The following is a 19829-nucleotide window of genomic DNA, read 5'->3' on the forward strand; positions in this document are numbered from 1 at the left end:
CGCCGGCCCCCAGATCGGCGGTCTCATTCCTCGTGTGCAGAGATGGGGGGCCGGGCTCTCCTCCCCCGAGGATCCCGACCCGCCCGACCGGTGCACATCCTTCGCACCAGCACCTGAACTCCGCCCCCCGGAGGAGTTCGTACGGCTGTCTCTATGGGATGAGACGGCGACCCCAAGGGTTCATTACGCGACTTCCAGAAAAACTTCGAGAGACCGTGGATGCCCGAGCCGAGCCGGTGCGACCCGCGCCTGTCCAGAACCCCCATATCGGTTCAGAATTCGCAGAGAAGGGTGGCTTACCTGGGAGATTCGCGAGAGAATGGTGAAGTCGCGTGATGAGCGGCGCCCTCACGCATCTCACCTTGTAGAGACGTACCTGCGCCCGCGACAGATGGATGATTGTGCACGAAGAGAACACGACTCACGACGAACCGATCGGTGACGCCGACCTGATCCTGCGCGCCCGCTCGGGCGACACAGGCGCGTTCGGCGAACTCTGGCGCCGCCACTACCCGTCCGGCATCGCGGTCGCACGCTCGGTCACCTCGTCGATCGACGCGGACGACCTGGTGCAGGAGGCGTACACCCGCATCTACCAGGCCATCCTCAAGGGCGGGGGCCCCAACGGCTCGTTCCGCGCCTATCTCTTCACCAGCATCCGCAACACTGCCGCAGGGTGGGGCCGTGCCCGCCGCGAGACCGCGATCGACGAGCTCGACACGGTCGCCGACCCCGACACCACCGACCAGGCCGCGAACGAGGCCCTCGATCGGAGCCTCACCGCACAGGCGTTCCGCAGCCTTCCCTCCCGCTGGCAGGAAGTGCTCTGGTACACCGAGATCGAGCAGATGAAGCCGCAGGAAGTCGGACACCTGCTGGGCATGAAGTCCGGCGCGGTGTCGCAGCTGGCCTTCCGCGCTCGCGAGGGACTCCGCGAGGCCTGGATCCAGGCGCATCTGCGCAGCGCCGAAGACGGCTCCGAGTGCCAGTGGACCATCGAGCACCTGGGCGCCTACTCGCGCGGCAACCTCAGCACTCGCGACCACAAGCGCCTCGAGTTGCACCTCGACGAGTGCGCTCGCTGCATGATCGTCGCCGCCGAGGCCAAAGACGTCTCCAAGCGCCTCGCCCTCGTCCTGCTCCCCCTCGTGCTGGGCGTCACCGGCGCGGCGGGATACCTTGCGACGCTGCAGGGTGCCGGAACTCCCATCGTCGCTCTGGCGGCCATGCCTTCCAGCATCCCGGGCGCCGTGTTCGCCGGAGACCCGACGGGCCTTGCGGCGACGGGCATCGCCTCCTCGAGTGGCGGCACCGGGTCGGGCGGTGCCGCCGGTGGCACCGGCGGCGCTGCCGGAGCATCGTCGACCGGCGGAGCCTTCACGGGGATCGGGGCGCTCGTCGGTGCGGGTTCCGCAGCTTTGGTCGTCGCAGGCGTCGTGGCCGCGGCCACCATCATCCCCGGGCTCTCCGGTGCCGAGCCGGCCACCTCGCAGCCGAGCGCCGGAGACGCCGACCCGTCGTCGATCACGTCGCAGGTCGGGCCTGACGCATCCTTGAACCTCGAAGAGCCGATCGTCATCGATGAGCCGGAGACCGTGCCGGACGAGGCGCCTGTGCTCCCGCCTGTCGAAGAGTCCTCGGTGGAGCAGCCGCAGGAAGACGCAGGTCCCGTCGTCGCTCCGCCGATTCCTCCCGCCGCCCCCGTCGATCCGGTGGACCCCGTCGACCCGGTTGATCCTGTCGACCCGGTCGATCCCGTCGACCCGGTCGATCCCGTCGACCCGGTCGATCCCGTCGACCCGGTCGATCCCGTGGACCCGGTCGATCCTGTCGACCCCGTCGATCCCGTCGACCCGGTCGATCCCGTGGACCCGGTCGATCCTGTCGACCCCGTCGACCCGACGGAAGCGCCCACCTGGTCCGGTGCGACCATCTGGTTCAGCGGCTTCACCATCCACTACAGCGTGCCGGTCACCGGTGCACCGGGGACGACGGTCGAAGCGCTCCTCGACGGCAGCAGCGGCGGTGGCGACACCATCGTCCTCGACGACGCGGGCACCGGCACGATCGACCTTCGTCCGGACTTCTGGCAGGTCCTGTACGCCGACACGACCGTCGTCACGTTCCGCTACGTCCTGGCGGACAAGGTCGGTCCGTCCGCCGACACGACTCTGCTGTCACTCGAGTCCGGTGCCGCTGTCGAGGCCGTCCTGCAGGAAGCGGAACAGGCTCTCGAGGGCGAATACCCCGCGACCGCCGACGCAGCAGCGGAGACCGAGCCGGCACCGGCCGCACCCGTCGCACCGGCCGCCGCACCGGCACCCGCACCCGTCGAGCCCGCCGCACCGGCACCTGCTCCGGCCGCTCCGGCTCCTCCCGCACCAGCACCGGCTCCTCCCGCTCCCGCTCCCGAGGCGCCCGCCGAGCCCGCACCTGCTGCGGCCGCTCCCGCCACCGACACCGCCGCCATCGCCCCGGCCGAGGACGCTCCGGCCGCCGAATAGACTGGTTGCATGTCCTCGGATCCCGCACCCGTTCCCGGCGTCGAGCGCCCGAACATCTCCGCCCTCGATGTCGTCCGCACCGTCGTCCTGGTCGCTGCCGTCGCCTCTCTCGCGCTGTGGGGATTCGCCAGCTGGGATCTCCCGTGGAACGTGATCCTCGGCATCGGGGCACCGGTGATCGTGATCCTCATCTGGGCACTCTTCCTGTCGCCGCGTCCGGTCCTGCGCGTGCACCCGTTCCTCCGCGCCGCCGTCGAGCTGTTGATCTATGTCGGCGTGACGATCGCCTGGTGGTCGATGGGTCAGGCGCTGATCGGCACCGCCTTCGCCCTGGTGGCCGTCGTCGCGGGCGTCCTCAGCGGTCGGCGCGCCCTGTCGTGAGCCTCCCGTCGTGAGCGCGCAGCCATGAGCGTCCTGACACAGCTGAAGGAGTCGCTCGGCGCGCTCGTCGACACCGACGAGGCTGTTCTCGAGCAGGCCAGAGCCGATCGCTCCGGTCATGCCGCAGCCGGACGCCCGATCGCCGTCGTCCACGCCGAACGGGTCGAGGACGTGCAGCAGACGATGCGCATCGCGTCGGCCGCGCGCACATCGGTCGTCATCCGCGGAGCCGGCACCGGACTCGCCGGTGGGGCGAACGCCGGCAGCGGCGAGATCGTGTTGTCCCTGCGGCGGATGACCGCGATCCGGGAGGTGCGGCCAGACGATCTGCTCGCCGTCGTCGAACCCGGCATCCTGAATGCCGACCTCAATGCAGAGCTCGCGCGACACGGGCTGTGGTGGGCACCCGACCCGGCCAGCCGCGACATCTCCACGGTCGGCGGCAACATCGCCACCGGCGCCGGCGGGCTGCTCTGCGCCAAATACGGCGTGGTCCGCGATGCCGTGCTCGGCGTCGACCTGGTCCTCGCCGACGGGCGGCTGCTGCACCTCGGGCACCGCAGCGTCAAGGGCGTCACCGGCCTCGACCTCACGGCGCTGGTCGTCGGCTCCGAAGGCACGCTCGGCGTCGTGGTGGGTGCGACCCTCAAGCTGCGCAGGCTCGTGCCGGGAGAGACCTGCACGGTGGTCGCCACCTTCCCCGGCGTGCGTGCCGCCGCCTCCGCCTCCGCTGCGGTGACCGCCGCGGGAGTGCAGCCGGCGATCATGGAGCTGATGGACGCCGCGAGCCTCACCGCGGTGCACGCGCTCCTCGGCCTTCCCGCACCGACACCGGGAGCGGCCCAGCTCACCATCCAGACCGACGGCCCTGCCGCTCGCGTCGAAGCCGATACCATCGCGGAGATCCTTCGCGCTCACCGTGGGGTGACGGTCGTCTCGCACGACCGCGCGGAGGGAGAGCAGCTGCTGGCGATCCGCCGATCCATGCACGCGGCCATGGCGTCGCTGGGTACGACGCTCATCGAAGACGTCTCCGTGCCCCGCAGCGCGATGCCCGCCATGTTCGACGAGATCGCGCGTATCGAACGCGAATACCGACTCACGATCCCGACGGTGGCGCACGCGGGCGACGGCAATCTGCACCCCAACTTCCTCTTCGAGGGCCCCGACGTCCCACCCGAGGTGTGGGCGGCGGCCGACGAGCTGTTCCGCGCGGCGATCGCCCTCGGCGGGACGCTGACCGGAGAGCACGGCATCGGCGTCCTGAAGCGCCGCTGGCTCGCCGACGAGCTCGGAGAAGACCAGTGGCTGCTGCAGCGACAGATCGCCGCGGTGTTCGATCCCCTCGGCATCCTCAACCCGGGAAAGGTGTTCAGCCCCGATGCCTGACATCCACGTGAGCGCTGCCGTGATCGTCGACGCCGAAGGGCGGGTGCTGGTCGTCCGCAAACAGGGCACCACTCGGTTCATGCAGCCGGGAGGCAAGCCCGAGCCCGGTGAGTCCGCCGTGCAGACCCTGATCCGCGAGCTCCACGAGGAGTTGGGGCTGACGCTCGACGAGAGTGAGCTTCAGCCGCTCGGGACCTTCGTCTCCGCGGCCGCGAACGAACCCGGTCACCGTGTCGTCGCCGCGGCCTTCGCGGCATCCGTCGACCCCGGAGCCGCCACGGTCCAGGCGGAACTCGCCGAGCTGCGGTGGATCACTCCGGCGGACGTCGCGACACTCCCCCTGGCACCCCTGAGCGTCGAGCACCTGCTGCCGATCGCCTGGCCCGCGCTGGCGGGCTGAGCGCGCCGGACAGGCGTCAGATGCCCTGCCAAGCCGGCTTGTTCGCGAACGTGTAACGGTAGTAATCGGCGAGCTGGAGACGCGAGGCTGCGGCCTCGTCGACCACGATGGTCGCATGCGGGTGCAGCTGGATGGCGGAACCCGGCAGGAGCGCCGTGAGCGGCCCCTCGACCGCGCCGGCGACCGCCTCTGCCTTGCCCTCGCCGAACGCGAGCAGCACCAGGTGCCGCGCCTTCAGGATGGTGCCGAGGCCCTGCGTGATGCAGTGCATCGGCACGTCGTCGATCGAGTCGAAGAAGCGTGCGTTGTCCTCGCGGGTCTGCTCCGTGAGGGTCTTCACGCGAGTGCGCGAGGCGAACGACGACCCCGGCTCGTTGAAGCCGATGTGTCCGTCGGTGCCGATCCCGAGGATCTGCAGGTCGACCCCACCGGCGGCCTCGATGGCTGCCTCGTAGTCGTCGCCGGCGTGCTGAATCGTCGCGAGAGCGCCGTTCGGGACGTGGATGCGCTCCGGGTCGAGCCCGAGCGGTTCGACGACCTCGCGCGTGATGACGGATCGGTAGCTCTCCGGATGAGCCGGGTCGATGCCGACGTATTCGTCCAGGGCGAAACCGCGCACCTGCGAGACGTCGCGACCGGCGAGCTGCGTGCGCAGCGCCTGGTAGACGGGGAGTGGAGTGGACCCGGTCGCGAGCCCGAGCACTGCATCCGCGCGGCGTACGATCAGCTCGACGATCTCGGTGGCGACCAGGGCGCCTGCGGCCTCGGCATTCTCGACGATGACGACCTCAGCCATGCGGGACGATCTCCTTCTCGGTGATGGATGCGCCGACGAGTGCGGCGCCGAAAGCGGCAGCGGGAGACCCGGCCGGAAGCAGTTCGATTCTCTCATCCAGGCGGAGGGACTGCATGAACGGCGATGCCTCGGCGCCCGCGTGCAACGCTGCGCGGATGCCGCCGTCCAGTCGGTCGCCGAGAGCCGTGAGCCCTCCCCCGATCACGACCGTCTCGACGTCGGCGGAGAGCACGAGAACCCGCACCGCAGCGGCGGCGCCGTGGAAGAGGTCGGTGCGGAGCGCGAGGGCGAGCGGATCGCCGGCGTCGGCGGCATCGAAGATGTCTCTGATCGGCAGTGCACCCGGTCGCCCCCACGCCTTGGCGAGCGCTCCGCCCCCGCAGAACGTCTCGACGCAGCCGTGCTGGCCGCATCCGCACAGACGGCCGTTCGGGTCGACCGAGAGGTGCCCCACCTCCCCCGCGGTGCCACGGGAACCGCGCCAGATGCGACCGTCGATCACGATGCCTGCCGCGACGCCGGTGCCGAGGTTGAGATACGCCATCGACCCGGTGACCCCGCTCAGGGCCGCCGCTCCGAGCGCTGCGGCCTTCACGTCGTTCTCAACTCGGAACGGGATGCCGAGGGCCTGCTCCGCGCGGTCGGCGAGCTCCAGCGACTCCACGCCGAGATTGACCGCATGATCGACCCGCCCGGCGTCGGCATCGACCAGCCCGGGGATGCCGATCCCTACGGAGCCGATGTCGGACGACGGCAAGCCGACCTCATCGGCGAGAGCGCTGACAGCCGCCACGATGCTTTCGACGACGGCGTCGTCTCCCCAGCCGGTGACCCGGCGGAGTCGCCCGACGATCTCACCGGAGGGGTCGACGGCCACCGCATCGATCTTCGTTCCACCGACGTCCAGGCCCACTCGAATCGGCCGACCGGTGTGGTCGGCAACACTCGCACCGTTCATCGGATGCCGCTCCCGGCGGTCTCGACAGTGGTGCAGAGGAGCGTCACGACACGCCCAGCTGACCGGAGAGCACCATCACCGCAGCACCGCGCAGGACGATGTCCTCCTGATGTGTCCGGCGCACGACGACGTCCTCGAAGACGCCCTCGAGCGTGCGGGCGTGCAGCGTCTCGATCGCGGCGTCGATCAGGATGCCGTCGAGCAGATCCGCGGGTCCGGAGAGCACGACCTCGGAGAGATCGAGGGCCGCGACGATCGGAGCGATGGCGATCGCCATGCGGGTTCCGGCGTCGCGCAGGATCTCGTCGCGGGCGTCGGGGTCGGACTCCAATGCCGCGCGCAGGCGGCTGACGCTCAGCCAGGCTTCGAGGCAGCCGTCCTTGCCGCAGGCGCACCGGGGACCGCCGTCGGTGCCGACGACGACGTGCCCGATCTCCCCCGCCGCGAAGCGGCTGCCCAGCAACGGCTGGCTGCCGGTGATGAGCCCGGCGCCCACGCCCTTGCCGATCTTGATCAGCATGAAGTCGGCCTTCGCGTCCCCGAAGGTGTATTCGGCGAGCACCGCCGCGTTGGCGTCGTTCCTGGCGAGCACGGGCAGATCGAGGTCGATGCCCAGCTTCGCCTCGAGGGGGAAGTTCGTCCAGCCGAGGTTCGGCGAGCTGAGCACGAGTCCATCGGGCCGCACGACCCCGGGGGTGCCGATGCCGACGCCCAACAGGGGCTGCGTGGAGGCGGCGACCAGGGTCTTCGCGAGTTCGTGCAGGGCGGCGTACGCCGCCTCGCCGTCGGGCGATTCCGGCCGCGGGACTTCACGCCGCTCGAGCACGTCGCCGTCCAGGCTCAGCACGGCCCCGGTGAAAGCACTGGGACCCGAGAGATCGAGGCCGAGGATCTGATGGCCCACGCGGTCGATGTCGATCAGGATCGGCGGCTTGCCGGGCCCGACGGCCTCGCGGACGCCCATTTCGACGACGATGCCGTCGGCGATGAACTCCGCGACGAGATCGGAGATCGTGACCCTGGTCAGGCCTGTCTCGCGCGAGAGGTCGGCACGACTCATCGCCCCGGCGTGATACAGCGTCTGCAGGACCAGTGCACGGTTGTGGCCGCGGGCATGCTCGGGGAGCACTTTCGCGCGCGAGCGCAGGTGGCGCCCAGGACCGAAGGCATGCGTGTTCGCGCCGAGGTACTCCACCTGCGGCGCGGGACGCTGTTCATCCGAAACGGACATGTTTGTTAGTAGACCTTACGAACAAAATTTGTGCAACCTCTCCCCGCAGACGCGCGGGGAGGGTTACCGAAACGTTACATTAATTTCGATACTCGGCGGAGGCGTTGTGCGATCGCTCGAGAAGGCGTGCCACCAGACCGGCGACGATGTGCTCGCGCGCCTCGATCGTCAGGGGCTTGCCCGGCACGCCGGGACGCCGCTGATCGGGCGCAGGTCCGTCCAGTGGACGATACCGCACCCCCGCCGCACGGAGGCGGCGCAGGTGCGTCGACAGACGTCGTCCGAAGTCCGCGTAGGGTGCCGGCTCGCCACCCTCCCAGAGCCGTTCGGCGATCGCCGCCAGCCGCGGGAACATCGCGAAGTCGACCCGATCACGGGTGGGCAGATGCTCGCTCCAGACGTTGGCCTGGCCGCCGACCGCTCCATCCTCGACACGCAGCGTGTAGGCGCGTTCGATCGTCAGCGGAGGGCCGACCCTGATGGGCTCCTCCGCGGACTCGGACTGGGGGTAGTCGAGGTACACCTCGAGGTCGGGGCAGGCCACGACCTCGATGCCGCGCGAGAGAGCGGCACGCATCGCGACCGGGCCGCGCCAGGCGAGGATCCGGACCCCGTCGGGGACATCCCCCTCGAGCACCTCGTCCCACGCCAGCGCCGTGCGACCTCTCGCGCGGACATGTGCGACGAAGTGGGCCGTGAACCAGGGCTGCACGTCGTGCGCCGAGGCGAGTCCGAGCTCCTGCATCCGGGTGGCGGCTGCAGCGCTCTGCTCCCATTCGGTCACGGGCACCTCGTCCCCGCCGATGCCGATCCACTCCGAGTCGAACACGTCGCACAGGGCGTCGATGGCTGCACGGCCGAATACCAGCGAGGCCTCGGTCGGAGCGAGCGTGCGCGGGTTCACGCCGAACCGCTCCCACGGCGAGTCGACCGGATCTCCGACATCGGTGTTCCCGAGCTCGGGATACGCGGCGAGCGCGGCCTGGACGTGACCGGGCAGCTCGACCTCCGGGACCAGCGTCACGAAGCGATCGGCGGCGTATCTCACCAGATCCCGCAGCTCGGCCGTCGTGTAGAAGCCCTCGTGGATGCCCGGCTCGACGGTCGCGAGCGGACCGTGACCGCGCTGCGTCGCCGCTCGACGGGCACCGACCTCGGTGAGCCGGGGGAACCCCGGCACCTCGAACCGCCACCCCTGATCGTCCGTGAGATGCAGGTGCAGGACGTTGAGGTGATGATCGGCCAGAAGGTCGATGAGCCGACGCACCTCCTCTACGGTCCGGAAGTGGCGTGCGACGTCGAGCATCGCGCCCCGCCACGCATAGGCGGGTGCTCCCTCCCACACGCCGGCCGGGATCGGCGTCGCGGCTCCCTCCGGGTCGCGCAGCTGCCGCAGCACCGTTGCGCCGCGGTACACGCCGGCGGGAGTCGCGCCACGGACCTCGATGCCCGATTCGCTCACGCTGACGCGGAACGCCTCGCCTCCGATGCGCCCGACCGCTGCGGCATCGTCGCCGAGCGTCTCGTCGACCACGAGGCGGATGCACGGCCCTCCGTCGTCATCACCGAGACCGCCCAGCGTGGCTGCAGCGGCCGTGAGCTCCGCGGGGGCGAGCACGGGCGTCTTCCCCGACCAGGCGAACCCGGGCGCCATCGGGTCGATGCGCGCGTCGATGCGGGGCACCGTGGCCCGGTGGGGCGCCGGCGGCATCCGCAGCGCCCGGCCCGGCGTCGCGCCGGTGGGCTCGCCGTCGGAGACGACGGGCACTCCGCCAACCAGCACCTCGACGATGCCGAGCGGTGCGGCGAACGGCTCCTCGAATGTCGCCCCGGCCGCGATGGTCTCGGGATCGAACAGCACGAGGTCGGCGGTCGCACCGGAGCGGATCACACCGCGCGGAGCATCGTCGCGGTCGAGGCCCAGCCGCCTGGCGGGCGTCCCCGTCAAATGCTGCACGGCCTCCTCCAGCGTGAGCACGCCCAGTTCGCGCACGTAGTGTCCGAGATACCGCGGGAACGTGCCCCGACCGCGGGGATGCGGCCGCGCGCCGATCAGGATCCCGTCGCTTCCTCCCGTGTGCCGCGGATGGCGCATGATCGCGCGGACGTTCTCCTCATCGCCGATGTGCATCAGGATGCCCGTGGCACCGGCATCGGCGACGATCGTGTCGAGCACGACGTCGACCGCTCGGCGCCCCGTCGTCTCGGCGACCTCGGCCACCGTCCGACCGACCAGGTCTGCGAGAGCAGGATGGGCCGTGCCCGAGATCTGGATCTGCGTCCAGTCGGCCCTCTCGCCGTGGAAGCCGTCGCACCCGATCTCCTCGAGTTCCACGCGAACGGCCTCCCGGCCGGCCGCGTCGAGCTCGGAGACGGCCCGCAACAGGTCACCCGTCGCGGCGAGCCTGCTCGGCAGCAGCGCGGCGAGCGTCGTTGCTCCCGGCAGATAGGGATAGGTGTCCAGGGTCACGTCGACGCCATCCGCGATGGCCTCGTCGATCAGGGCCAGGAGCTCCGCTGCCCGCCCCCGGTTCGGGGCGAAGTTCATCGTGGCGTGGGTGAGGTGGATGGGGCATCCGGTGCGGCGACCGATGTCGAGCACTTCCCGGTAGGCGTCGAGTGCTCCCCCGCCGTAGCTGCGGGTGTGCGGCGCCCAGTAGCCGCCGCGCTCCGCGACCACGCGGCACAGCGCTTCGAGTTCTGCCGTGTCGGCATACATTCCCGGCGTGTAGGTGAGGCCGCTCGACATCCCGAAGGCGCCGGCGTCCAGCGCTGCACCGAGCAGGTCCGCCATCGCAGTGATCTCGACCGCTGTCGCCGGGCGGTTCTCGTGCCCGACGACCATCAGCCTGAGGTTCCCCTGCGGCACGAGCACCGCGGCGTTGGCCACGGCTGCCGCATCGATCGCAGTGATCAGGTCGCCCATCGTCCGCCACGGAACCTCGGCCGGCATGCCGTTCCATCCGGCGATCTGCCCGGGGATGGTGGCGGCCGCGTCGTCATCGAGCGGGGCGTAGCCGAGGCCGTCCTGACCGAGCACCTCGGTGGTGACGCCCTGCCGGATCTTCGCGTCGTGATCGGCGCCGCTCAGCACGGCGAGGTCGCTGTGCGCGTGCATGTCGATGAATCCCGGCGCCAGCACGAGACCGGCCGCGTCGATCTCCACCGCACCCTCCGGAAGCTCGAGGACCCCGGCGCTCCCGAGTGGCAGAACCGCCGCCACCCTCGCGCCCTCGACGGCGACGTCGGCCACGTAGCGCGCCGACCCCGTCCCATCGACGACCGTCGCTCCGCGGTACACCCGCACCAGGCCGGCAGCGGCCTTCTCCGCGCTCAGAAGCATGTCGCGACCGCTCCGATCACGCGCGGATCCTCGGCATCGGGATCATCGATCACCGCGACCACGCGCCACTTGTCGAACGCCGTGCAGGGGTGCGAGAGTCCCAGACGCACCACGTCGCCGACCGCCGCCGACGCGCCCTCCGCCAACCGCAGGAACGCATGCTGATCGTTGAGCGCCGTGATCTCGCCGTCGACCGACTGCGGGACCGGCAGATCGAGATCGAACGGCACATCGCGTCGGCCCGCATCCAACAGGGCGAGGCCTTCCTCCGGCTGAGAGACGACGCGCGACCAGGCGTGCATCGCGGAACTGAGCCGAGCGGTTCCGGTCAACGGGCCGAACGGCGACATGCGGGAGTAGAAGCCGTCGTCGTGGATCTGGAAGGCACCCGAGCGCAGCACGACATCGGCATCGGCGCCCTCGGGCGCGAGGACCGCCGCGGCGCGGTCGGGGAAAGAGCTGCCGCCCGCGCTGAGCACGGGACGGACACCCTCGGGGTACACCAGCCGCGTGTGGAGCTCGACGATCGTCCGGAGATACGCGTCGACGGCCGCGACGGAGGCAGCGCTGCGATCCGGCCCGAACGGACCTTCGTATCCGGCGACGCCGGCGAGTCGCAGCCCGGAAGACTCCGAGATCGCCTGCGCGATCCGCTCTCCCTCGTCCACGCTGCGCGCGCCGGTCCGGCCCTGCGCCCCACCGAGTTCGACCAGCACGTCGAGCGGCCGCGCGGCACCGCGCATCCCGTCCGCCAGGATCGCGACGCCGTCGAGGGAGTCCGCCCAGCACAGCACCCGCAGCCCCTCATCGGCGGCGAGCAGCGCACTCAGTCGCCGCACCGCGGCGGCGTCCGTGACGGCGTTGGCGATCAGCACCGTCGGGACACCGGCGTCGACGGCGACCTCGGCCTGCCACGGTGTCGCGACCGAGATACCCCACGCACCGGCATCGAGCAGCCGCTGCCAGAGGGCGGGCGCCATCGTGGTCTTGCCGTGCGGCGCGAGCAGCACCCTCTGCTCCCGCGCCCACGCGAAGACGGTCCTCTCGTTGTGGTCGAGCGCCCCCTCGTGCACCGTGAGCACCGGCGTGACCAGGTCGGAAAGGTGCAGATCAGCGCCGGCGACCTCCGAGAGTCGGAGTCCCGCAGCATGCGCCGGGAAGCCCTTCGTCCAGGCGCCGAGAACGGGATCCGGAATTTGTAGAGGCATCTAACAAGGCTACTAGGCTGGATGACATGACTGCGAAGATCCGAGTTTCCACCGATGCCGCCCCCGCTCCCGCGCACACCTTCTCTCAGGGGATCCGCAAGGGGGCGTTCGTTCAGGTGTCCGGCCAGGGCCCGGTCGACCCGCAGACGAACGAGTACCTCTTCCCGGGCGATGTCGCCGCGCAGACCACGCGCACACTCGAGAACGTCAAGGCCATCGTCGAGGCATCCGGCGCGACTTTCGACGACGTCGTGATGCTGCGCGTGTACCTCACCAAGCGTGAGGACTTCCCGATCATGAACGATGCCTACGGCGCCTTCGTGACGGCGAACACCCCCAGCGGGATCCTCCCGTCGCGCACGACCGTCTTCACCGGTCTGCCCCGCGAGGAGATGCTCGTCGAGATCGACGGCATCGCCATCGTCGACTGACCGCCGGCGCGGGGAGGGACGATATCACGGACCGTTGCCTCCCCGTTACCTCCCATCCCGTACCATTGGACGTCTAGGACACGTTTGAGAGCCGGGGGGTGAGTTCGTGACCGATCTGATTTCCGCGCCGGGCGCAGCAGCAGAGGCGCACGGCGACGACGCCACGCCCACCGCAGTACTCACGCCGCGAGAGCCGGGTTCCGACACCGAGCCGCCCACCACGGGCGAGCAGCCCTTGGCGTGGGCGCCTGTCGAGCCGGCACCGAAGAAGCGTCGCCTCGGGCTCTGGATCGGGCTCGGACTCGGTGTCGTCGCGCTGGGCGCAGGAGCCGCCTCGCTGGTCCTCATCGCGCCGGGAACCACCGTCGCCGGGATCCCGGTCGGATGGATGACCCCCGGCGCCGCTGCCGAAGCGATCAGCACGCATCTCGCCGAGACCGAGGTCACACTCACCGGCGAGGGAGACGACGCGGTGCTGACGGGCGCCGACCTCGGCGCGTCCCTCGATGCGACCGCTCTCGCCGATGCCGCCTTCGCCGAACGCCCCCTGTGGAACCTCGGCATGTGGATGGGCGATCCGGTTCCCGCCGACATCGCCCTCGATGCGGAGAAGGCTTCTACGGCGCTGCGCAGCGCCGTTCCGACGAGCTTCCAAGACCCGGTGGACGCCGGCGTCGCATTCGACCCCGCCAGCGGAAAGTACATCGTCACGGCCTCGGAGCCCGGCACCGGAATCGACGTCGACGATCTCACCGCCGCCTTCACCGACGCGGTAGCCGAGGGGAAGACGTCTCTCGAATACCCCGGCGGTCCGGCCGAGGCCCTGCCTGCCGTCTCCGACGACGACGCCACCGCGACCGCCACCGGGCTGAACACGATGCTCGGGACGATCGGCTTCTACGTCGGCGACGAACGCACCGTACCGGTCAAGCCCGCGGTCGCCGCCACCTGGCTGACCGTGGTCGCCGAAGACGGTCAGTTGCGCATCGAAGCCGATCCGCAGGCCATCCAGGCCACGGTCGACACGCTTCCGGGTCTCGTCGACCGGGCACCTGTCAACGCCACGAACATCGTCGACTCCGCCGGCACCGTGCTGCGGGCCGAGCAGGAGGGTGTCGTCGGCCGCGCCGTCGGCGACACGTCGGGTGTCGCCGAGCAGTTCGCGCAGCAGCTCGCCGCCGGCGACGGGGTGTTCAAGCTCACCGTGGGCGAGACCGCGTTCGAGACGGTGAACCTGTTCCGCCGCATCGAGATCAACCTGAGCTCGCAGCGCGCCTACCTGTTCCAGAACAACGAGGTCGTCCAGTCCTGGGCCGTGTCGACCGGCCTGCCCGGCACGCTGACCCCGGCCGGAAACTTCAAGGTGTTCGCGCACACGTCCATCCAGGACATGGGCTGCTACGAGGGCGCGCCCTACTGCACCGAAGACGTCCCCTGGATCACCTGGTTCGCACCGAACATCGGGTTCCACGGCACCTACTGGCACAACAACTTCGGCCAGCGCATGAGCCACGGCTGCGTGAACCTCCCGATCGACCTCGCCAAGTACGTCTACGACTGGTCGCCGGTCGGCCTCGAGGTGTCGGTCTACTACTGAGCCGCCCTGGCGCGGACATGAAGAAGGGGGTGGATGCCGAAGCATCCACCCCCTTCTCGTGTGTCAGCGCAGCGCGTCGACGATGCCGTTCAGCGTCTCGGACGGACGCATGACCGCGGCGACGAGCTTCTCGTCGGGACGGTAGTAGCCGCCGATCTCCACCGGCTTGCCCTGCACCGCGTTGAGCTCGGAGACGATCTTCTCCTCGTTCTCGGCGAGCGTGGCGGCGATCGGCGCGAAGGACGCGGCGAGCTCGGCGTCCTTCGTCTGCGTGGCCAGCTCCTGCGCCCAGTACAGGCCCAGGTAGAAGTGGCTGCCACGGTTGTCGATCGTGCCCAGCGCACGGCCCGGGGAGCGGTCCTCTTCGAGGAAGATGCCGGTCGCGGCATCCAGCGTCTCAGCCAGCACGCGGGCCTTCTCGTTGCCCGTGCGGTCGGCGAAGTGCTCGAGCGATGCGGCCAGCGCGAAGAACTCGCCGAGCGAGTCCCAGCGCAGGTAGTTCTCCTCGACCAGCTGCTGCACGTGCTTGGGGGCGGAGCCGCCCGCACCCGTCTCGAAGAGGCCGCCGCCCGCGAGCAGCGGAACGATCGAGAGCATCTTGGCGCTCGTGCCGACCTCGAGGATCGGGAACAGGTCGGTGAGGTAGTCGCGCAGCACGTTGCCGGTGACCGAGATCGTGTCGAGCCCGTGACGCATGCGGGCGAGCGTGTAGCGCGTCGCCTCCTCGGGCGCGAGGATCGTGATCGTGAGGCCCTTGGTGTCGAGCGTCGCCAGACCCTGGTGCACCTTCGCGATGATCTGCGCGTCGTGCGAGCGGTTCGCGTCGAGCCAGAACACGGCCGGCACGCCGGTCGCGCGGGCGCGGGTGACCGCGAGCTTGACCCAGTCCATCACCGGGATGTGCTTGGTCTGCGTCGCCCGCCAGATGTCACCCTTGCCGACCGCGTGCTCGATGAGCACCGTGCCCTCGCTGTCGAGCACCTGGACGATGCCGTCCGCCGCGATCTCGAACGTCTTGTCGTGGCTGCCGTACTCCTCGGCCGCCTGCGCCATGAGCCCCACGTTCGGGACGGTGCCGATCGTGGCGGGGTCGAGCGGTCCGTTCGCGATGACGTCATCGATCACGGCCTGGTAGACGCTCGCGTACGAGGAGTCGGGGATGACCGCGAGGGTGTCCGCCTCCTCACCGTCCTTGCCCCAGAGCTTGCCACCGTTGCGCACGAGCGCAGGCATCGAGGCGTCGACGATGACATCGCTGGGCACGTGCAGGTTGGTCGTGCCCTTGTCGGAGTTCACGTAGGACAGGCGAGGGCCCTCGGCGATGGCCTTATCGAACGCCGCGGCGATCTCGTCGCCGCCCGTGACGTTCGCGAGCCCTGCGAGGATCGAGCCGAGACCGTCGTTCGCGCTGAGTCCGGCTGCAGCCAGCTTGTCGCCATACTGCGCGAACACGTCGGCGAAGAATGCCTTCACCACGTGACCGAAGATGATGGGGTCGCTGACCTTCATCATGGTCGCCTTGAGGTGCACCGAGTAGAGCACGTCGTCGGCCTTCGCCGTGGCCAGAGTCTCGGCGAGGAACGCGTCGAGTTCGGTGGCGGAGAGGAACGTCGCGTCGACGATCTCGCGCGGCAGGACCTTGAGCCCCTCTTTCAGCACGGTGACCGTTCCGTCTTCCGCCGTGTGGCGGAAGCTCAGGACGTCGTCGTGGGCCGCGACCCAGGACCGCTCGTTGTGCTTGAAGTCATCGTGCCCCAGAGTGGCGACGCGCGTCTTCGATCCCTCGGCGAACGGCTTGTTGCGGTGCGGGTGCTTCTTCGCATAGTTCTTCACCGCGAGAGGCGCACGGCGGTCGCTGTTGCCCTCACGCAGCACCGGGTTCACGGCGGAGCCCTTGATGCGGTCGTACCGCGCGCGCACGTCCTTCTCTTCGAGCGACGACGGCTCGTCCGGGAAGTCGGGGATGTCGTAGCCCTGCTCCTGCAGTTCCGCGATGGCGCCCTTGAGCTGCGGGATCGATGCCGAGATGTTCGGCAGCTTGATGATGTTCGCCTCGGGGAGCGTGGCCAGGCCACCCAGCTCGGCGAGGGCGTCACCCACCTGCTGCTCCGGCGTGAGCTTCTGCGGGAAGGCGGCCAGGATGCGGCCGGCCAGCGAGATGTCGCGGGTCTCGAAGTCGATGCCCGCCTGACCCGTGTAGGCCTGGATGATCGGCAGGAACGAGGCGGTGGCCAGTGCCGGCGCCTCGTCTGTGTGGGTGTAGATGATGGCTTCGTCGGTCACCGGGAGGTTCTCCGCTCTTGTGGTCTATTTGTCTCGATACCAAGATACCTGAGTGGCCTCGAGCCCGTGGCCCCGGCCTCTCCACGCCGTCCGAGGAGTGGGGACGAACGGCCAGATCTGGACGAAAAGTTCGACCGAACCGTGTCGGGTCCGCCGCGAGGCGTTAGCCTGGGTCCATGTCCGAACTGCGCATGGTCGAACTCTCCGCTGCGACGATCGTCGCCGTGAACAACCTGTCGCTCAAGCCCGGGCAGGAGCAGTTCCTCGCTCCCGTCTCGTACGGGATCGCAGCCACAGTCATCAACCCGCAGACGTCCTGGCAGCGGGTGATCCTCGATCGCAACGAGGTCGTCGGCTTCGTCAGCGCGAACTTCGATCCCGAAGCGCCGGAGGAGCACTTCCGCTCCGTGCTGTGGCGCATCAACGTCGACGCCGACGATCAGGGTCGGGGCGTCGGCCGCTTCGCCGTCGAGGCGCTGGTCGACGAGGCCAAGGCGCGCGGCGTCGACCACGTGAACGTGATCTACGAGGCCGGCGAGGGCGGGCCCGAGACCTTCTTCCACCGCGTCGGCTTCACGCCTGTCGGAGAGACCGAGTACGGCGAGGTCATCGCCGAGATCCGCGTCACGTCCTAGGGCCGGCGGCGGGGTCTCGAATCCCCTCCCCCATCGAGACCTCGTCGCCCCTGACCGCGGGATCGCTCCCATGGTCACGAACCCGGATTTGTTGCGCATGACCACAAAAGGCTTGCGTCCCGCATCGGGTCGTGCCTATCATCGCTGGAGAAGTTGAGCGAAACGCTTCGACGATTACTTCCCGCACGTTGACGATGGAGTCCCGATGACGACGATCCATGAGGTGGCACGCGCCGCCGGCGTGTCGATCAGCACGGTCTCCTACGCGCTCAGCGGCAAGCGTCCGGTCTCGGAGAAGACCCGCCTGCGCATCGAGGACGCCGTGCACGCGCTCGGGTATGAGCCCGATGCCGGTGCGCGCATGCTGGCCGGTCGCCGCACGCACATCTTCGCTCTGACCGAGCCGCTGCGCGCGGACACGCATGCACCGACCCACATGGCCTTCGTGCTCGCGACCGCGGTCGCCGCGCGACGACAGGGCTTCGACATCCTCCTCCTCACCGACGAGCAGGCCTCAGAGGGCATGAACCGCGTGGCGGCGAGCAACCTCGTCGACGCGATCCTCGTGCTCGACGTCGCTCCCGACGACGAACGCGTCCCCATCGCCCGCTCCATCGGAACGCCCACCATCTTCATCGGCCTGCCCGACGACAGCGCCGGCCTGACCTGCGTCGACCTCGACTTCGAGGCGGCCGGTCAGCTGGCAGTGGACCGTCTCGCCGACGCGGGTCATCGACGCATCGCCCTGCTCGGTCAGACCGAGGTCTCGTACCGCAAGTCGAACTTCCCGCGCCGGCTGCTCCGTGGCGTGCAGGAGCAGGCAACCGCCCGCGGGGTGGCTCTCGACTGGTCGGAGTCGGGCGCATCGGTCACGGATGCGGCCGCCGTGCGCGCATCCGTGGAGGCGGCGCTCGCTCGCGGCGATCGCGCGTTCATCGTGCACGCCGTCGACGACGTGCATCAGGTGCTGCTGTCCGTGCTGGCCGAACAAGGCCTCCACGTCGGCGACGACGTCTCGGTGGTCTCTGCCGCCGCGTCCTTCGACACATCGGCGCTGCCCGTTCCCGTCGACACCATCCCTCTCGTTCCGCAGCGATCGTGCGAACTCGCGGTCGACCTGGCGGTCCGCCATCTGGACGACCCGCTCGCACCCGCCGAGATCCATCTCATCCCGCCCGAGTATCGCTCGGTCGGCTCCGTCTCCTCCCCCGCCCGAGACTGACCGTCTCTCCACGCTCCCGCAGGCATGGTCGCGGTCGAAACGCTTCGACGAATGTCTCGCTCACAACTGAACAATCCGACCCAGTGAAGTGTCCGGCCCTTGGGGCCATTGAGAAAGGAGTGCCGACGATGGCACGCACCACCCGCAGGACGAAGGCGCTGGCCCTGGTGGCCGCGCTCACGACGACCGGCATCGCGCTGAGCGGCTGTACAGCCGGTTCCGGTGACGACGGCGGCGACGGCCAGCCCCTCAAGCTCTGGCACTACGAAGGCGCCGACAGTGCGATGGGCAAGGCCTGGGCCGAATCCATCAAGATCTTCGAGGAGGAGACCGGAGCGAAGGTCGAGTTCGAGGAGAAGTCCTTCGAGCAGATCCAGAAGACCGCCAGCCAGGTGCTCGACACGGATGCCGCGCCCGACCTGATGGAGTTCAACAAGGGCAACGCGACCGCGGGCTTCCTCGCCTCCACCGGCCTGATCGCCGACATCTCGGACGCGGTCGAGGAGTACGGGTGGGACGAGAAGCTGGCACCGTCGCTGCAGACCACCGCCAAGTACTCGGAAGACGGCGTGATGGGCGGTGACACCTGGTTCGGAGTTCCGAACTACGGCGAGTTCGTGGGCGTCTACTACAACGAGGATGCGTTCGCCGCAGCGGGACTCGAGATCCCCACGACGTACGAGGAGTTCGTCGACGTGCTCGACGCCTTCGTCGCCCAGGGCGTCACGCCCCTCGCGGAAGCCGGCGCTGAATACCCGCTGGGACAGCTCTGGTACCAGCTCGCCCTGCTCGAGGCCGACCGCGGCTTCGTCGACGACTACCAGCTCTACGAGAACCCCGTCGACTGGCAGGGCCCGGAGGTCACGGCTGCCACCGAGACCCTGAAGGAGTACGTCGACAAGGGCTACATCGCCTCCGACGTGTCATCGGTCAAGGCGGAGGACGCGGGCGTCTCGTTCATCAACGGCTCGTCACCGATCTTCGTCTCCGGCTCGTGGTGGTTCGGCCGCTTCGTCGCCGAGGCCACCGGCTTCGACTGGTCGATGGCCGCATTCCCCGGAGCCGACCTCTCGCTCGGCTCCTCGGGCAACCTCTGGGTCGTCCCCGAGAACGCCGCCAACAAGGACCTCGCCTACGAGTTCATCGACATCACGATGCGCCCCGAGATCCAGGCGATCATCGGCAACAACGGCGGCCTGCCCGTCGCGGCCGACACCGCCGACATCACCGACGAGAAGAGCGCGGCCCTCATCGAGACCTTCAACGGGGTCCTCGACGCCGACGGCCTCTCCTTCTACCCGGACTGGCCCGCACCGGGCTTCTACGACGTGATCGTGCAGGAGCTGCAGGGCCTCGTCACCGGCGTGCAGGACGTGAAGACCACGAACAGCAACCTCGGCGAGCAGTACGACGAGGGCACCGCCGAATTCCGTTGATCGACCTGCGGGGGC

At 69.5% G+C, this 19829-nt stretch carries 15 protein-coding genes; 9 read left to right on the forward strand and 6 right to left on the reverse strand.

Annotation, left to right across the window (positions count from 1 at the left end; all coding sequences use genetic code 11):
• Positions 1-401: 401 nt before the first annotated feature.
• From ACWGO6_RS04385 to ACWGO6_RS04400, 4 genes are read left to right on the forward strand one after another with little or no spacing between them, the layout of a single operon-like run.
• Entirely contained in the window at positions 402-2504 is a 2103-nt protein-coding gene (locus ACWGO6_RS04385) for a sigma-70 family RNA polymerase sigma factor (protein WP_452325942.1), read from the forward strand.
• Positions 2505-2513: 9 nt separating this feature from the next.
• Positions 2514-2885 carry a YrdB family protein gene (locus ACWGO6_RS04390; RefSeq protein WP_136042688.1) on the forward strand — a complete coding sequence of 124 codons (372 nt, stop codon included), beginning with the start codon at positions 2514-2516 and terminating at the stop codon, positions 2883-2885.
• 24 nt (positions 2886-2909) lie between these two features.
• Positions 2910-4274 (forward strand): FAD-binding oxidoreductase, encoded by a 1365-nt coding sequence (locus ACWGO6_RS04395; protein WP_452325943.1) that lies wholly within the window; start codon positions 2910-2912, stop codon positions 4272-4274.
• On the forward strand, positions 4267-4674 hold the full coding sequence (locus tag ACWGO6_RS04400) for an NUDIX hydrolase (RefSeq protein WP_452325944.1): 408 nt from the start codon (positions 4267-4269) through the stop codon (positions 4672-4674). The genes ACWGO6_RS04395 and ACWGO6_RS04400 overlap by 8 nt, the downstream gene beginning before the upstream one ends.
• Positions 4675-4690: 16 nt before the next feature.
• Here ACWGO6_RS04400 and nagB read toward each other — a convergent pair whose 3' ends face one another.
• The 5 genes from nagB to ACWGO6_RS04425 form a co-directional block, all read right to left on the reverse strand.
• On the reverse strand, positions 4691-5470 hold the full coding sequence (nagB, locus tag ACWGO6_RS04405; RefSeq protein WP_452325945.1) for a glucosamine-6-phosphate deaminase: 780 nt from the start codon (positions 5468-5470) through the stop codon (positions 4691-4693).
• Positions 5463-6428: an ROK family protein gene (locus tag ACWGO6_RS04410; protein WP_452325946.1), complete on the reverse strand. Its 966-nt coding sequence runs from the start codon at positions 6426-6428 to the stop codon at positions 5463-5465. Before ACWGO6_RS04410 ends, nagB begins: the two co-directional genes overlap by 8 nt.
• 43 nt (positions 6429-6471) lie before the next feature.
• Positions 6472-7659 (reverse strand): ROK family transcriptional regulator, encoded by a 1188-nt coding sequence (locus ACWGO6_RS04415; RefSeq protein ID WP_136042692.1) that lies wholly within the window; start codon positions 7657-7659, stop codon positions 6472-6474.
• Between the two features lie 79 nt (positions 7660-7738).
• Positions 7739-11002, reverse strand: a complete 3264-nt coding sequence (locus ACWGO6_RS04420; RefSeq protein WP_452325947.1) for a family 20 glycosylhydrolase — start codon at positions 11000-11002, stop codon at positions 7739-7741.
• Entirely contained in the window at positions 10993-12210 is a 1218-nt protein-coding gene (locus ACWGO6_RS04425; protein ID WP_136042694.1) for a type III PLP-dependent enzyme domain-containing protein, read from the reverse strand. Before ACWGO6_RS04425 ends, ACWGO6_RS04420 begins: the two co-directional genes overlap by 10 nt.
• A 26-nt stretch (positions 12211-12236) precedes the next feature.
• Between ACWGO6_RS04425 and ACWGO6_RS04430 the strand changes: the two genes are divergently transcribed.
• Together ACWGO6_RS04430 and ACWGO6_RS04435 are read left to right on the forward strand one after the other, a co-directional pair.
• Positions 12237-12641, forward strand: a complete 405-nt coding sequence (locus tag ACWGO6_RS04430; protein WP_136042695.1) for a RidA family protein — start codon at positions 12237-12239, stop codon at positions 12639-12641.
• 106 nt (positions 12642-12747) lie between these two features.
• Positions 12748-14238, forward strand: a complete 1491-nt coding sequence (locus ACWGO6_RS04435; protein ID WP_136042696.1) for a L,D-transpeptidase family protein — start codon at positions 12748-12750, stop codon at positions 14236-14238.
• Between the two features lie 63 nt (positions 14239-14301).
• On the opposite strand, the gene ACWGO6_RS04440 is transcribed toward ACWGO6_RS04435, so the two are convergent.
• Positions 14302-16521, reverse strand: a complete 2220-nt coding sequence (locus ACWGO6_RS04440; RefSeq protein ID WP_452325948.1) for an NADP-dependent isocitrate dehydrogenase — start codon at positions 16519-16521, stop codon at positions 14302-14304.
• Positions 16522-16697: 176 nt separating this feature from the next.
• Between ACWGO6_RS04440 and ACWGO6_RS04445 the strand changes: the two genes are divergently transcribed.
• The 3 genes from ACWGO6_RS04445 to ACWGO6_RS04455 all read left to right on the forward strand — a co-directional run bounded on the left by ACWGO6_RS04445 (position 16698) and on the right by ACWGO6_RS04455 (position 19814).
• A complete protein-coding gene (locus ACWGO6_RS04445; protein ID WP_136042698.1) occupies positions 16698-17156 on the forward strand; it encodes a GNAT family N-acetyltransferase in 459 nt (152 codons plus the stop codon).
• A 205-nt stretch (positions 17157-17361) separates the two neighbouring features.
• Positions 17362-18378, forward strand: coding sequence for a LacI family DNA-binding transcriptional regulator (locus ACWGO6_RS04450; protein ID WP_452325949.1), 1017 nt, complete (start codon positions 17362-17364; stop codon positions 18376-18378).
• A gap of 128 nt (positions 18379-18506) precedes the next feature.
• Positions 18507-19814 (forward strand): ABC transporter substrate-binding protein, encoded by a 1308-nt coding sequence (locus ACWGO6_RS04455; protein ID WP_452325950.1) that lies wholly within the window; start codon positions 18507-18509, stop codon positions 19812-19814.
• Positions 19815-19829: the final 15 nt, after the last annotated feature.

The organism is Microbacterium sp. NPDC055665, from assembly GCF_053618035.1.

What these genes read in the sequence shown, in the direction of transcription:
- ACWGO6_RS04420 (WP_452325947.1), bottom strand. Translation starts at nt 11,002, where the DNA reads ATGCTTCTGAGCGCGGAGAAGGCCGCTGCCGGCCTGGTGCGGGTGTAC.
- ACWGO6_RS04445 (WP_136042698.1), top strand. Translation starts at nt 16,698, where the DNA reads ATGTCCGAACTGCGCATGGTCGAACTCTCCGCTGCGACGATCGTCGCC.
- ACWGO6_RS04415 (WP_136042692.1), bottom strand. Translation starts at nt 7,659, where the DNA reads ATGTCCGTTTCGGATGAACAGCGTCCCGCGCCGCAGGTGGAGTACCTC.
- ACWGO6_RS04400 (WP_452325944.1), top strand. Translation starts at nt 4,267, where the DNA reads ATGCCTGACATCCACGTGAGCGCTGCCGTGATCGTCGACGCCGAAGGG.
- ACWGO6_RS04395 (WP_452325943.1), top strand. Translation starts at nt 2,910, where the DNA reads ATGAGCGTCCTGACACAGCTGAAGGAGTCGCTCGGCGCGCTCGTCGAC.
- ACWGO6_RS04455 (WP_452325950.1), top strand. Translation starts at nt 18,507, where the DNA reads ATGGCACGCACCACCCGCAGGACGAAGGCGCTGGCCCTGGTGGCCGCG.
- ACWGO6_RS04430 (WP_136042695.1), top strand. Translation starts at nt 12,237, where the DNA reads ATGACTGCGAAGATCCGAGTTTCCACCGATGCCGCCCCCGCTCCCGCG.
- nagB (WP_452325945.1), bottom strand. Translation starts at nt 5,470, where the DNA reads ATGGCTGAGGTCGTCATCGTCGAGAATGCCGAGGCCGCAGGCGCCCTG.
- ACWGO6_RS04425 (WP_136042694.1), bottom strand. Translation starts at nt 12,210, where the DNA reads ATGCCTCTACAAATTCCGGATCCCGTTCTCGGCGCCTGGACGAAGGGC.
- ACWGO6_RS04410 (WP_452325946.1), bottom strand. Translation starts at nt 6,428, where the DNA reads ATGAACGGTGCGAGTGTTGCCGACCACACCGGTCGGCCGATTCGAGTG.
- ACWGO6_RS04450 (WP_452325949.1), top strand. Translation starts at nt 17,362, where the DNA reads ATGACGACGATCCATGAGGTGGCACGCGCCGCCGGCGTGTCGATCAGC.
- ACWGO6_RS04390 (WP_136042688.1), top strand. Translation starts at nt 2,514, where the DNA reads ATGTCCTCGGATCCCGCACCCGTTCCCGGCGTCGAGCGCCCGAACATC.